11 protein-coding genes and 2 pseudogenes are annotated in these 14,314 nt (G+C 65.5%); 4 read left to right on the forward strand and 9 right to left on the reverse strand.

Annotation, left to right across the window (positions count from 1 at the left end; translation table 11 throughout):
* Positions 1-2 precede the first annotated feature (2 nt).
* Positions 3-194 (forward strand): hypothetical protein, encoded by a 192-nt coding sequence (locus tag RFA01S_RS28010; RefSeq protein ID WP_032407491.1) that lies wholly within the window; start codon positions 3-5, stop codon positions 192-194.
* On the opposite strand, the pseudogene RFA01S_RS27895 reads toward RFA01S_RS28010, so the two are convergent.
* Positions 164-304: pseudogene (locus RFA01S_RS27895) on the reverse strand (hypothetical protein); the annotation flags it as partial. The gene RFA01S_RS28010 and the pseudogene RFA01S_RS27895 overlap by 31 nt on opposite strands.
* A 509-nt stretch (positions 305-813) precedes the next feature.
* On the opposite strand from RFA01S_RS27895, the gene RFA01S_RS22555 reads away from it, so the two are divergent.
* From RFA01S_RS22555 to RFA01S_RS22565, 3 genes and pseudogenes are all read left to right on the forward strand, one after another.
* A complete protein-coding gene (locus tag RFA01S_RS22555; protein ID WP_008720452.1) occupies positions 814-1,980 on the forward strand; it encodes a site-specific integrase in 1,167 nt (388 codons plus the stop codon).
* A gap of 5 nt (positions 1,981-1,985) precedes the next feature.
* The gene (locus tag RFA01S_RS22560; protein WP_032373364.1) at positions 1,986-3,053 is read left to right on the forward strand and encodes a hypothetical protein; all 1,068 of its coding nucleotides are present in this window, start codon (positions 1,986-1,988) and stop codon (positions 3,051-3,053) included.
* Positions 3,054-3,425: 372 nt separating this feature from the next.
* Positions 3,426-3,678, forward strand: a pseudogene (locus tag RFA01S_RS22565) (divalent metal cation transporter); the annotation flags it as partial.
* Between the two features lie 428 nt (positions 3,679-4,106).
* On the opposite strand, the gene RFA01S_RS22570 reads toward RFA01S_RS22565, so the two are convergent.
* From RFA01S_RS22570 to RFA01S_RS22605, 8 genes are all read right to left on the reverse strand, one after another.
* Positions 4,107-5,153 (reverse strand): ABC transporter ATP-binding protein, encoded by a 1,047-nt coding sequence (locus RFA01S_RS22570; RefSeq protein WP_008720455.1) that lies wholly within the window; start codon positions 5,151-5,153, stop codon positions 4,107-4,109.
* Positions 5,150-6,664: an ABC transporter permease gene (locus RFA01S_RS22575; RefSeq protein ID WP_080733225.1), complete on the reverse strand. Its 1,515-nt coding sequence runs from the start codon at positions 6,662-6,664 to the stop codon at positions 5,150-5,152. Before RFA01S_RS22575 ends, RFA01S_RS22570 begins: the two co-directional genes overlap by 4 nt.
* Positions 6,665-6,735: 71 nt before the next feature.
* Positions 6,736-7,764, reverse strand: coding sequence for an iron ABC transporter substrate-binding protein (locus RFA01S_RS22580; RefSeq protein WP_008720459.1), 1,029 nt, complete (start codon positions 7,762-7,764; stop codon positions 6,736-6,738).
* Positions 7,761-10,370 (reverse strand): AMP-binding protein, encoded by a 2,610-nt coding sequence (locus RFA01S_RS22585; protein ID WP_237606109.1) that lies wholly within the window; start codon positions 10,368-10,370, stop codon positions 7,761-7,763. The genes RFA01S_RS22580 and RFA01S_RS22585 overlap by 4 nt, the downstream gene beginning before the upstream one ends.
* A 339-nt stretch (positions 10,371-10,709) precedes the next feature.
* Positions 10,710-11,312: a cadmium resistance transporter gene (locus RFA01S_RS22590; RefSeq protein WP_008720461.1), complete on the reverse strand. Its 603-nt coding sequence runs from the start codon at positions 11,310-11,312 to the stop codon at positions 10,710-10,712.
* A gap of 94 nt (positions 11,313-11,406) precedes the next feature.
* Complete coding sequence (locus tag RFA01S_RS22595; protein ID WP_008720462.1) at positions 11,407-11,952, reverse strand: signal peptidase II; 546 nt, start codon at positions 11,950-11,952, stop codon at positions 11,407-11,409.
* A complete protein-coding gene (locus RFA01S_RS22600) occupies positions 11,949-13,904 on the reverse strand; it encodes a heavy metal translocating P-type ATPase (protein WP_008720463.1) in 1,956 nt (651 codons plus the stop codon). The genes RFA01S_RS22595 and RFA01S_RS22600 overlap by 4 nt, the downstream gene beginning before the upstream one ends.
* Positions 13,901-14,281, reverse strand: coding sequence for an ArsR/SmtB family transcription factor (locus RFA01S_RS22605; protein WP_008720464.1), 381 nt, complete (start codon positions 14,279-14,281; stop codon positions 13,901-13,903). The genes RFA01S_RS22600 and RFA01S_RS22605 overlap by 4 nt, the downstream gene beginning before the upstream one ends.
* Positions 14,282-14,314 lie beyond the last annotated feature (33 nt).

A 14,314-nucleotide genomic window follows, 5' to 3' on the forward strand; every position in this document is an offset into this window, starting at 1 on the left:
CGATGACCGCATCGACAGGAAGCAGCGACGAACCCACCGAGTCGTCCAGCGAGGATTTGGGGCACCTTCGGGAGTCGGTTCGTCCGCTCGCCGCACTCGACGACGCGGACCGGATCCGGTTGATCCTGATGGTGTACAGCAGGCCGGTCACGGCCGCGATCAGCAGAAACGGTCCGACCAGGATGCCGGCATAAAAGTGCAACCGCAGCACGAACGGCCTGATCTGTGGCCACAACGGGATCTTCGTCACCGAAGGCGGGGTGTCACCGGGCGCAGGCGGTCGATCGATTTCACTGGTGGACATCTGCGTGTTTCGGTTCCTTCTCCTCGGGCTGCACTGGGCGCTCAGCCGGTCCTACTCGTGCAGTAGTCGGGCCAGCGGTCCCGGAAGTTCCCGATAATTCCGAGCCGCGTACTCGAGAACTATTCGGGTGTCACGCCCCGACTAGGTCCTCGTAGGGCTGCGACCCCGCCACGAGCTGCCGGTGTAGGTGTCAAAGTGAAGGAGATTCGACGGGTTTCCCGTCCAAAGAGCTACTGCTCAGTGGAACGACCTGATCTCGTGGCCGGACAAGTCCTCGACGGCTACGCTTGCGACCCGTCCCAGGGATACTCAACTGTCGAGCAATTCGAACAGACCGGTGCGGCCGTGTACGGAGCAAACTTCTGCTCCTCAACCGACGCTCAGAGCACCGAGAAGTGGTACTGCAGGCCGTCGTACGCCCATTTTCCCGCACCATCCCCGGCGAAACACCAGGTGAGCGTGTTTTGAAATCAAAAAGCCTGTCGGAGGTGCGCACTACAGTTCTTGCCATGGCAGAACGGCAGCTCGGTGAGGTCCTGGACGCAGATTCAGTTGCCCTGGTGAGTGGTGCGGTGGTGTTTCCGGACCTGTCGGCCGAGGTGGCTGCGCGTATCGAACGGTCGATGGCGTCGGCGCGGTCTGCCGCAACCCGCCGCGCCTACGATTCGGCGTGGCGGCGATTCGAGACCTGGTGCACTGCCGCCGGGCACATCTCGTTGCCGGCGCACCCTGCGACCGTGGCTGCGTATCTCGTTGACGCGGCGGACTCGCTGACCGTCGACGGAGTCCGGGCGTATGCACCGTCGACCTTCGGCAAATGGGTCGCTGCGATCACCGACCGTCACCGCGGGCTCGGCCACGACACCCCGTGTGGCCACGAGATGGTGCGCGCCACCCTCGCCGGTATCCGCCGAGACTACGCCGCCGCGGGGGAGCGCCCCCGCAATCCCCGCGCCCCACTCCTGACGTCCGATATCACTGCCATCGTTGACGTAGCACGTGCCGGTGTCACCGGCTGGGCCAGTGAAGTGCTCGAACGCCGCGACACCGCACTACTGCTGATGGGGTACTCCGGGGCATTTCGGCGCAGCGAACTCGTGGACCTCGAATGTCGTGATGTGCGCCGCGATCGCCTCGACGGTGCGCATGTCCGCCTGCGGCACTCGAAGACCGACCAGGACGGAACCGGAACGGTGAAGGCGCTGCCGTTCACCGACCGGCACGAATCATGCCCGGTCTGCGCGTGGGTTCGCTGGCTGCAGATCGTTGCTGCATTCGATACCGGTGGCAGAACCGCGATCATTCGTTTGCTTTCCCGCGCAGCGAAGTTCGACTCCCATCTCTGCCACAGCACCCTGCCCACCGCTGACACGCGGTCGGCGCTGTTCCGGTCGATCCGCAAGAACGGCAACCTATCCCAGACCGCACTGTCGGGTGCGGCAGTGCACGCCGCGATCCGCCGCCGCGCCGGCCGCGCCGGCTACGACGCAGACCTTCTCGCCCAGCTGGGCGGACATTCACTGCGTGCCGGATTCGTCACTCAAGCGTTCCGTAACGGTGCCGACGCACACGCGATCATGCGACAGACCGGACACAGAAGCCCGGGAATGGTCGAAATCTATGCCCGCGAGAACGCGCCTCTGGTCGGCAACGCCGTGAACGATCTCGGCTTGTGACCCTCATGCACGGCACCGACACCTCGACGAGCGGCGACAACACCGACCTTGTCCGAACAACTCCAGTATCGAACGACACTGTCCCGGAACGGGGTCGACACACGTGGTCGCTGTTCGCGGACTGGTGCACCGCTCATGATCAGTCGGCGTTGCCGGTCTCACCGGAGTTGTTCGTTCGGTTCCTCCGAGCCAACCCTGCCGCGCCGGCAACGCAACGTCGTCGCATCGCCGTCATCGACGCTGTTCATCGAGACCGCGCCCTGCCCCCGCCGGGTCGCGGTCAGAGCGTGCGAGCGGCTCTGGACGCGCTGCGTGCAGCGCGTTTGCGCGACACCGCAACTCGGATCGGCGGCATCGTCACGCGCCTCCCCGGAACAGGGTGGCCGGCGGCGTTGTTCGCTCGCCGAGATGCACTGGTCCTCACTCTTGCCGCGGCCGGGCTGCCATACACCGAGATCGCGGCACTGCGAATAAGAGATGTCGCCGTCGAACCCGAATTCGATGCCCTCACAATCGAAACGGGCACCGGTGTACATGCCGTCACTTCGTTGGAGCTCGTGAGGGCGGGCGCATCACCGAGAAAGGTGTACAGGCGCTGGTACGAGGTCCTGGCCCACGGCGAGCGGCACCCCAGCACACGCATGCTCGCCGACGCCATCGAGCACGTCGACGGAACCGAACTCGCCGACTCCGTTACTCATCTCGACCCAGGCAGCGAACGGCCGTTGTTGACCACGATCGACCGGTGGGGCCATACCCCGCTGGTCGCAACCCCTCTCACCTCCCGGGGAATAGCCGATATCGTTCGAGCACACCTCGGGGGACGCGCTCCCACGCACATACCGCCCCCCGTCCGAGAGACGAACCCAAAGCGTGTCTTTACGCTCGAGCCTGCATCGGCGGTCTCGCTCGACCCTGGTTACTACGAACGCGGCACACTCGCACGAAGGCACTCCCACGCGCTCCTCGACGACGTCGATTCGGTTCTTGCCGATGTCGAAAACCGCGCAGACCGACTGCTCAGGGAACTTCTCGAGTTCTTAGATGCGGAAATGCCGGAGTGCGAGCAATAGTCTTCAGCGCGCGACGATCCCAGGTGTCACCCCGCAGGAGCGACCCCTGTTGTGAGTGAGTCAGCGAACATTGCACCGAACGACGACCGGGTCTGTGTCGAAAGTTCGCACGCGGGCTTCACGGTCTCTTGGTACGGGGTGGTCGTGTCGCTGGACCTCGTCTCGCGGTGCGCTTCCGATCCACTGCATCGATGTCTGCGTTGATGGTTCGGCGACGTTTCCTGAGGGTCAGTGCCGACAGCGGCAAGCGCGGTGAGAAGTACCAACACGAAGGGGATGTCGAGACTGGTCAGTGCGTCGATGGTCACGATCGCTCCTGCAGCGACACACACGAAAAGCAGGCGTGCACCGTCCACGCAAGCGCATCCCGATCGTGTGCGGCGGCTGGTTCCGGCACTGGCGATCCTCGCCGCTGGGGTTGACCCCAGTCGCGCTCTCGTCGTCTCGCAGGTCGTGTTGTCCTTCGGTATTCCGATCGCGCTGATTCCGTTGGTGCGGTTCACCTCTGACCGCATGTTGATGGGCAGCGATGTCAAATTACCGGATCACTCGATATGCAGCCCGGTTCATCGCGGGAATCGTCGTCGCACTCAGCATTGCACTGATCCATCTAACCGTCGTCTGATTGTGCGCGGGTGAACGTCTCCTGCTTGCCTCTGTGTTCCAGGACCGATTACCGCTCGCGATGGTGGTGGTGTGCGTGGGAAATCGGAATCAGTGGGTTCTTCCGCCGCTCAGGGGGAGTCCGTCCTCGAAAGAAAGAAGACTTAGTGCGGGCCACCAGATTTGCAAGCAACGCAATCGATGCCCCCAGTTTGGATGACGACGAAGCCGCCCACCACCTTCAAGACATCAACCCGCGTGCGGATCGTAGACGGCGGTGACAGTCGATGCCGGCCGGCCCGTTCCATGCTTGGGGTCGAGACGTGATTGCCTCCGGGGCGTTGCCTCAGTCTGGATGGTGCAAGTCTGCCCACTAACTACGCACATTGTTCGGCATCGATCGCATGATCGAGCAGGACGCGAGAGGCTGCCTCACACTGAGTAGCTCTCTCACAGGTCGTACACTACGGCGTCGCCGATGACGCGGATGGCGACCCTGTCGCCGGGCGTCAGAGCCGTGGCGCCGAAGCGGCGCACGGTGACCCGCTGGGCCATAGCGGTGTCCGCGGTGTCGAGGCGGATCCCGAGCAGCATCTCCGACCCGAAGTACTCCACGTCGACGACGGCCCCCGATGCACCCGCGCCGTCGGTGGTCACCTCGATTTGCTCCGGCCGCAACATGATTCGGGCTGCACCTTCGATGGCGTTCGGGGAAGGGGCGACGGCGACGTCGCCGAGGGCGCAGCGGGCACGGCCGTTCTCGATGTGGGCCGTCAAGATCACGGCGTCACCGATGAATTCCGCGGTGGTGACGTCCACAGGGCGGGAATAGATTTCACGAGGTGTACCGATCTGTGCGAGCCTGCCCGAGCTCATCACCGCAACCCGGTCGGCGAACGACAGGGCCTCGGGTTGATCGTGGGTGACGAGGATGGTGGTGATCCCAGCCTTGGCGAGGACGTCGGCGACGATCCGTCGAGTGTTCGCCCGCAAGCCGGCATCGAGTGCCGAGAACGGTTCGTCGAGCAGCATCAATTCAGGTTCACGCGCCAGCGCCCGCGCGAGCGCGACCCGTTGCTGCTGGCCGCCGGAGAGCTGGTCGGGTCGACGTGAGGCGTAGGACGAATCCAGCGACACCATCTCGAGCAGTTCGGTGATCTTCGAGACGGTGCGGGCACGGCGTGGCAGGCCGAACCCGATGTTCGCGCCGACCGTGGCGTGTGGGAACAGTGCCCCGTCCTGGGCGACGTACCCCACCGACCTTCGGTGCGCAGGCGTCCAGCCGGATCCCGCGACGACCTTCCCGGTCAGTGCGACAGTGCCTGCGTCGGGTTTGTCGAAACCCGCGATCAGACGCAGCAGCGTCGTCTTACCGCAACCGGACGGTCCGACGATGGCTGTGGTCGACCCGGCATCGACAGCGAACTCAACACGACGTAGCACCGTCACAGGACCGAACGACTTGTCCAGCCCATCCACCTCCACCGCGTATGTCATAGTCCTGCCGCCTTTTTCGACTGGGAGAAGAGAACGTAGGTCATGGGCAGAGACAGCACGATCATGATCAACGCGTACGGAGCAGCCCCCGAGTAGTCGATCTCGCTGCTCAGCGACCAGAACTGCATCGACAGAGTGCGGGTTCCGGTCGGTGCCAGCAGCAATGTCGCGGTCAACTCGTTCACGATCCCCAAGAACACCAACGCACCGCCCGCTGCGGTGGCCGGCGCAGCCAATCTGAGAGTCACCCGAAAGAAACTCGACAGCGGTGACAGACCCAGCGACCGAGCCGCCTCGTCCAACCCGACGGGCGCCTGCGCGAGCCCCGCCCGCAGGTTGACCAATGCGCGTGGCAGGAAGAGCAATGCGTAGGCCGCGATCACGACGACAACTGTTTGATACAGCGGATTTGCGTACCGAATGGCGACGGTGACGAACGCCAACGCAACCACGATGCCGGGCAACGAACTCGAGATGTAGGTACCGCCCTCGAGGACACGGCTGAACCGTCCGCGGTGGCGAATCGAGATCCACGCGACCGGGAACGCGAGTGCACACGTCATGACCGCACCGGCAATTCCGAACCCGAGCGTCTGCAGCAGCGCGGACGAGATTTCGTCCCACTCCCACACCGCGCTGCCGCCGACGACAAGCCACCGCAGAACACTGGCGATCGGGACTCCGAGAGACAGTGCGATCAACATCCCCAGGAAGACGAGCGCGATCGGCGAATACTGCCAACCGAGTTCTGCAGGCACGGCCGGGCGGGCTGCACCCGAGCCGATGCGGGCATACCTGGCACTGCCACGCACAACCGCTTCGATCACCAACAATGTGAGGCACAGCAATACCAGCACCCCGGCGAGCATGGTCGCCGCCGCTCCGTTGAACGTCGATTGATACTGCTCGAAAATCGCTGTAGTGAATGTGTCGAAGCGGATGAAGACGAAGGCACCGTATTCGGCGAGTAGGTGCAACGCGACCAGAAGCGCGCCGCCGGCGATTGCCAGCCGCAGCTGCGGCACCACGACGCGAAAGAACACTGCCCACGGTCCGATTCCGAGTCCTCGCGCCGATTCCTCGACCGCGGGGTCGAGCCTGCGTAGCGTCGCGGCCACGGGAATGTAGACGAGAGGAAAATACGAGAGCGTTGCGATCAGAACGCCGCCGCGCAGCCCGCCGAGGGAAGGGATCGCCGTCACCCACGAGTAGCCGTTCACGAACGCCGGGACAGCCAGCGGCGCGGCAAGCAATACCGCCCACACCTTCGCTCCGAATACTCGTGTGCGCTCGACCAACCAAGCAGCCGCGACGCCGATTGCGACACAGATGGGCACCGTGATCACTACCAACATCACGGTGTTGGCCAACAATTCGCGGACCCGCGATCGGAACAGCAGCGCCGACGCGGTGGCCCAGCCGGTGTCCACGCTCTCCACGATCACGTACCCGAGCGGGATGAGCGAGATCGCCACGACAATCACTGCGGTGACAGCCAGAGGCAAGGGCATACGCGACCGGCCTGCTGGGCACCGCAGCGTGTGGGCCGGCCCCCGTTGTTCTCGACCGTTCGTCGTTGGAATCAGAGCAAACCGGCTTCGGTCATGAGCTCGGTGACCTTCGGGCTGTTGAGCTTCGCCGGGTCCACCTGCGGGGCCTGCAGTTCGGTCAAGGGGACCAGATCCGCGTTGGCCGCCACTTCGCTGCCCACCGAGTACTCGAACGACATCCCGTCCCGCAGAACTTCCTGACCCTTCGGTCCGGTGACGAACGCCAGGAACTGCTGCGCTGCATCCTGTTTCGCGCTGGACTGCAGGACGCCGCCGCCGGAGACGCTGACAAATGCGCCGGGGTCTTCGTTCTTGAAGTAGTGCAGGGCGACGTTACTGCTGTTCTCTCCGGTCTTGGCCTGATCGCCGAACCAGTAGTAGTGGTAGATCACGCCGCCCGGGATTTCTCCGGCGTTGACGGCTTTCATCACCGTGCCGTTACCGTTGTAGGCGCGGACGTTGTTCTTCATCCCCTCCAACCAGGTGCGTGTAGCGTCCTCGCCTTTCAACTCGAGCAGCGCACTGACGATGGCTTGGAAATCGGCTCCCGACGGCGATGCTGCCCAGCGGTCCTTCCAGGCGGGGTCCTGCAGGTCCAGGAGTGAGGCCGGGAGCTGATCGGGGGTCAGCATGTCCGTGTTGTAGGCGAACACGGTCGAGCGGGCGGCGATACCCGTCCACTTGCCGTTCGACGGGCGGTATTGGCTCGGAACCTGGGCCAGCACGGCCTGGTCGACGTCGGTGAACAGACCCGCGTTCTCGACGAGCGTCATCGCCGGAGAGTTCTCCGTGAGGAACACATCCGCTGGCGATCGGTCACCCTCCGCTACGAGTTGGTTGCCGAGTTCGGTATCGCTCCCTTGGCGCAGGTCGACCTCGATGCCGGTCTCCGAGGTGAACGCGTCGGCCCATTCTTTCGTCAGCGACTCGTGTTGGGCGTTGTAGACGGTGATCCGGTTGTCCCCGCCCGGGTCGGACTCAGCGCTCGAACACCCCGACACCGTCAACAGTGCCGCGGTCGCCAGTGCGAGGCCCGCCATCAGTTCGATCCGCTTGCTCATCGTCCGTCCTTCGCATTTACCGGACCACCTCCGGTCGTCCCCGCCGCCATGGTACTTAGAGGATTGGCAAACCTAATGCCCGGCCCTGTCCCGCTCCACGGTAGACGGGCGAGCACGAAGGTCGCGGCCTGCCAGTAGACAACCCCCACGACGATCGACAGGGCGAATGCTGTCCAGGGATGGTCGTCGCGCAGCGGTAGATAGACCTGAAAATGGGTCAGGTAGATGTAGAGTGACGCGCTTGCCAACACCCCCGCAACCCGGCCCACAACTGCGGGACATGGGACGGATGTGAGCCACACCAGCAGGCAAAGTCCGACAATCACGATGACTTCTCGCTGGATGTCGCCGAAGAAGAACCCGGGAATCGATAGCACGATTGCCGCGGTGACTCCCACTCGATGCCACACGGTCTGCGCCCGGGCGGCGGCCCAGCCGAGGGCGAACAACCAGAAGACAACCGCCGCGGTCAGAATGCGATTGCGGCTGTCGTCGATCTCGATCAATCCGTAACGGGTAACCAGGCCCAATGCCACCAACCCCATAGGAAACCAGAACGGGTGACTGCGTTCGAGACGTGCGACCGCCGGAACATAGAGCACAGCGGCGGCTACGAGGACGATGTACACAATCGCCTCGACGAACCAGTATCGCCATTCGACAGACCAACCGTCCGGGCCGAAGATTCCGTTGAGCAGCAATGCACTGGTGATGCGGTAGTCCCCGGTCAGAGCGATGATGGCCCCGATCCACACCATGCTGGGGATGGCGATCCGAGCGACGCTGCGCACAGCATTGCGTGCGCGGGCGGTGCGATCGACCGCGCCGAGGTGGAAGCGGGCGAAGTTGTAGCCGGCGATTCCGAGAAGCACGTGCGCCCCGCCGAGCACCGAAAACAGGTGTATGTGCGAGCCGGTGATCAGCACGATCGCAAGGGCGCGCAGCACAACGTTGGTCTCCACCCGTCGCCAGCCGCGGCGCAGGTGCGGTGCCTGAACGAAGTCCACGACTCGGGTGTTGTGCCAGTCCGCCGGGAGGTGACCGAGCAGCTCCTCCAGCCGAATGGACATCCGCACATACGACAAAGAGTCACCGCCCAAGCTCACGAACGTGCTGTCGTCGTCGACCCTTGCGTGATGCAGGACCTCGGCATACATCGCTTTGACATCGGTGGTCTCGGGCTTTGTCGTCGTCGAGGTGGGCTGAACAGGGCCGGGCTTGCCTGCGAATTCCGCGACCGCTCGCGCATCGGGTTTGCCGGTGGAGGTGCGCGGCAGCTCATCGACGACACACACCCGAACTGCTGTTGCGGGAAGGCCGCTGAACTGTGCTGTCAAGCGTCGCACGTCGGCGACGTCAGCGTTCTCCGCGACGACGACGAGTTCGTCCGTGCCGTCGGTGCAGCACACGGTCAATCCCAGGTGTGCGAGCGCGGACTCGACGCGGTGCAGATCGATACGTAGACCGAACACTTTCGCGAAACGGCTGCGTCGGCCGACCACTTCGTACAGTCCATCGGCCGTTCGCCGGGCCAGGTCGCCTGTTCGCAGCTCGCCGGCGAGCGTGTCACCCAGGCGCAAGTCGCCGGGGTCGTGTGCGTAGCCGAGCATGACGTTCGGCCCCGAATAGACGAGCTCACCCGTCCCGTCCGGGGCATCCGCGACCGGATCGAGCCGAAAGGACCCGTCGGGAATCGGCCGTCCGATGGAATGCGGATGAGCGGCGGCAAGATCCGGTGGCAGATACGCCATTCGGGCGGTCGCCTCCGTTTGCCCGTACATGACGAACAAGTCCCATCCCTGGCGTCGGCCCAGCTCGGCATACGTGCGGACGCGATCGGGCGACAGCTTTCCGCCGGCCTGCGTGACGTACCGCAGGTCGTGAAGATTCAGCTGTTCGAACCCGATACGGTCGAGCAGATCGAAGGTGTACGGCACACCCGCGAAGGTGGAGGCGCGGTGGGTGCGCGCAAGGTCCCACAGTCGAGTATCTGTGACCGAAGAGTTGGTCAGAATCAAGGCGGCACCGCGCAGGAGGTGGCTGTGGACGACCGAAAGCCCATAGCAGTAGTGCATGGGTAGCGTGGTCACGGCACGGTCGGTGGGGCGGATGCCCAGGTATTCGGCAATCGACTCGGCGTTGGCCTGCACGTTGTCGTGCGAGAGACGGACGAGTTTGGGTGATCCGGTCGAACCCGAGGTGCTCAGCAGCAACGCGAGATCAGGGTGCAGCTCATGTCTGGATTGTCGATCGAGTTCTTCGACGACTGTGTTGCCGTCGAGGGTGCGCACCACCACATCGGGCCGATATGTGTCGATGAGCCCGTCGAGATGGTCGGGATTGTCGTCCGAGGCCAGCAGTACGGGGTGTCCTGCACGCAGCGCCGCGAGGTAGGTGACGACGACCTCGACCTTGTTGGTGCCGGCGATCAGTACCAGACGACGGCCACGTCCAAGTCTGGCCGCCTGCCGGTCGATGCGCTCGTCCAGGTCGCGGTAGGTGATCGTCTCGTTCACCGATATCAGACCCGGTGCGTCACCGAATCTGCCCAAATCGTGCGCTAAGCGCACACTGGGGCGTTTCGGGCGGTTGAAGTCTCTGGGCACCGAGCGAGTCTATAAGGGCTGCCGAACCTAACCTTCCGGCGACGAATACGACTCCGCGCCCGCGCGGACGAGCGTGGCTCGTCTGTCCACACACCGCTCGGACACAGATGATCGGGGTCAGCGACGCCTACTCGGCGGTCGATTCGGCAAGTCCGGTCCGATTGTCGCACCGTGGTCGATCTGATGATCGCCGACGGATCGACCGAGTATCGATGCGCCGCCCTTTGCTCACCCTCACGCTTCGATCGATGGCATGGAGGTGACGCCACCGGGCGGTGGCGGGAACCGATCTGAGTCGGGCCGTAGCGGTTCCGCAGGCTGCGCGCGAGCGGGTGTCGGTCATGACGCGGCGGCGATCAGCCGGGCGAGAACTCCGGATTCGAGGAGGATGAAGAGACCCAAGCCGATGAACACCGCTGGGACGAGCCAGTGCTCGACCCGTTCGAGAGTGTCGACGACCTTCCTGCGAGTGCCCAGCAGCCTGCCGGCGTAGCACCAGATCCCGACGCAGATCAGGAACACGGCGATGGTGACTGCGGTCTGTGGTGGACCGAGCGTCCGAAAGACCGGGGTGTAGACGGCGATGTTGTCGGCACCGTTGGCGATGGTGATGGCAGCAACGCCTGCCATTCCGGTGGCAGCGACCGGGGGTTCGTCCTCGTCGTCGCTGCGCAGCCAGCGGATCAGCGTCCAGAGCCCCAGCGACAGGGGCAGCACACCGAGTAGCCCGACCCATTCTTGCGGCACGATCACCAGTCCCAGAGCGGCGACGACGCTGGTCGCGACGAGGGTGATCAGGCCGAGGTACTGGCCGGTGACGATCTGCCACGCCCGCGGCCTACCCTGGCTGGCGGAGGCGACGAACAGCACCGTCAGCACGACGATGTCGTCGATGTTGGTGCCGGCGAACATCGCCACTGCCGCGGCGATGGTGGTGATCACTGCCGCACCGGGCGTCGGTGAGGATGTAACCGGACGCCCCCGGTGCCGCACGCGACCGTCATGGAGGTCGATCGGATTCGAGGTCGGGGAGCAGTCATACGGATCGTTGCTCCGTGCCCGTGGGATCGACGCGGGTTCGGCCCTCCCGGAGCGACGCGAGGACGACCAGGACTACGCCGCATGTGAGGTAGGTGTCGGCGAGGTTGAAGGTGGGCCACCATCCGGTGTGGAAGTAGTCCGTCACGCGGCCGTCGGCAGCGCGGTCGATGACGTTGGCGGCCGCTCCGGCGACGACCGCCGACAGCCCCACCGTCCCGGTCAGTGAGCCGACGGGGACGGTGCGCCACGCGTACACGGCGATGGCGAGAGTGATGATGGCGGTGACCGCGATGATGACCCCTGGCGGCAGCCCGTTCCCGACGCTGAAGGCGACACCGCTGTTGTAGGCAAGCCTGAGTTGCAGCAACCCCAGTTCGATGACGCGGCCGTCGGAGAGTGCGCGGCGGGCGACGGGGTCGGCCGCGAGTGCCGCCGCGACGAGGACGGCGACGACGATCGCCAGGGTCCACCGGGATCGAGTCGCCGAGCGTCCCCCGGTCGAGACACCCGGCATCGGGCCCGAAGTGGGGTCTGGGCTCATGTCCAGGCCTCGGCTGCTGCCGGGGCAGGTGCGGGCACCGCTGCGGCGGACAGGGGGTGGGTGCGGCCGGCGCGGACTCCGTTGGCGATGACCACGATCTCGGCGAGTTCGTGCACCAGCACCACCGCGGCCAGGCCGAGGATTCCGAACAGGGCGAGCGGCATCAGCACGGTGATGATCGCCAGCGACAGCCCGACGTTCTGCAGCATGATGCGTCGGGATCGGCGCGCGTGGGCCAGGGCGTGCGGCAGGTGCCGCAGGTCCTCACCCATCAGGGCGACGTCGGCGGTCTCGATGGCCACGTCGGTGCCCATGGCGCCCATGGCGATACCGAGGTCGGCGGTGGCCAGTGCGGGGGCGTCGTTGACGCCGTCGCCGACCATCGCGGTCGACCGGCGGCCCTTCAGGTCGCCGATGATGCGTGCTTTGTCCTCCGGTCGCAGATCCGCGTGGACCTCCTCGATGCCGACGTCGGCGGCCAGTGCGCGGGCGGTGCGTTCGTTGTCCCCGGTGAGCATCGCGACGTGGTACCCGTCGCGGCGGAGACCGGCGACGACTTCCGCGGCTTCGGGTCGCAGTTCGTCGCGGACCGCTATCGCGCCGAGGGTGCGGCCGTCCTGTTCGACGAGGACGGCGGTGGCTCCGGCGTGCTGCATCCGTTCCACGTCCGCGGCCAGCGGGCCGGGGTCGATCCACCCTGGTCGGCCGAGGCGGACGTCGTCGCCGCAGAGGCGGCCGGTGAGGCCGGCTCCGGTGACTGCGACGACGTCGTCGGCGGGTGTGTGGTCGTCGACGGCGGCGAGGATCGCCGCGGCCAGGGGGTGCTCGCTGCGCACTTCCAGCGCTGCGGCCACGGCGAGGACCTGTTCGCGGGTCGCACCGTCCGCGGTGGCGACGTCGATGACGACCGGCTTGTTGCGGGTCAGGGTGCCGGTCTTGTCGAGCGCGATCACGCGGATGCGGCCCAGCGCCTCAAGAGCTGAGCCTCCCTTGACCAGGACGCCGAGTTTGCTGGCGGCGCCGATCGCCGCGACGACGGTGACCGGGACGGCGATGGCCAGTGCGCACGGTGAGGCGGCGACGAGGACGACCAGTGCGCGTTCGATCCATACCCGTGGTTCGCCGAGCAGGCTGCCCACGGCGGCGATGAGGGCGGCGGCGACCATGATTGCCGGCACCAGGGGCCTGGCGATCGTGTCGGCCAACCGCTGAGCCTCACCCTTGCGGGACTGCTCGGCCTCGACGATCCGGACGATCTTGGCCAGCGAGTTGTCCTCGGCACGTGCGGAGACCTCCACCTCGAGAACGCCGGTTCCGTTGATCGCCCCGGCATACACGTCGTCGCCGGGCCCGGCCTCGACGGGCACCGATTCGCCGGTGATCGCCGAGGTGTCGAGCGCGGTGGTGCCGCGGCGGATGGTGCCGTCGGTGGCGATGCGCTCGCCGGGCTTGACGATCATCATCTCCCCGAGCATCAACTCGGTCGGCGACACCGCCTGCTCGAGGCCGTCTCGTCGGACTGTGGCGGTGTCGGGAACCAGGGACAACAGTGCCCGTAGACCTCGCCGTGTGCGGGCGACCGCGTACTCCTCGAGGCCCTCGCTGATCGCGAACAAGAACGCGAGCATCGCGGCCTCGCCGACCTCACCAAGGATCACGGCACCGACCGCCGCGATGGTCATCAGGGTGCCGACACCGATCTTGCCGCGCGCGAGCCGCCGAAGGGTCGACGGGACGAAGGTGTAGCCGGCGACGATCAACGCGAGTGATTCGAGCACCAGGGTCAGCCGATCAGGGCCGCCGATCCAGTCAATGATCAGCCCTGCCGCCAGCAGTGCACCGGCCACCGCGGCAGCTCGGATCTCGGTGATCTGCCACAGCTTGTCGGGTTCGTGCTCCTCGTCGCCGTCCAGGCGGGGTTCGTCGTGGCCGCAGCCGCATGCGTCGCTCATCCGGTCACCGCCGACCCGGCGGGCGCGGTGCCGTAAACCGGGCAGAGTGCCACCGCGTTCCCCGTGACGGCGAGGAGGGTCTCGGCCGAAGCGAGCAGGTCCAACAGTTCCGGCCGGACGAGGGAGTAGAACACCTGCCGGCCCTGGGGGCGACCGACGACCAATCCGCAGTCCCGCAGGCACGCCATGTGCGCCGATACCGTCGACTGTGCCAGCCCCAGCTCGCTCACCAGGTCCGCTACACGCACCTCCCTGCTGGCGAGACGGCGAACGATAGCCAACCGTGTCGCATCGGAAAGGCTGTGGAACAACGACACTGCCGCATCGAAAGTCGACGTGGAACCGCCGGGCAGGCGGCCATCCTTATTGATCGTCATGCAACGATGATAGCATCTAAGCCCGGTATGATC

Source organism: Rhodococcoides fascians NBRC 12155 = LMG 3623 (assembly GCF_001894785.1).
Taxonomy (GTDB): domain Bacteria; phylum Actinomycetota; class Actinomycetes; order Mycobacteriales; family Mycobacteriaceae; genus Rhodococcoides; species Rhodococcoides fascians.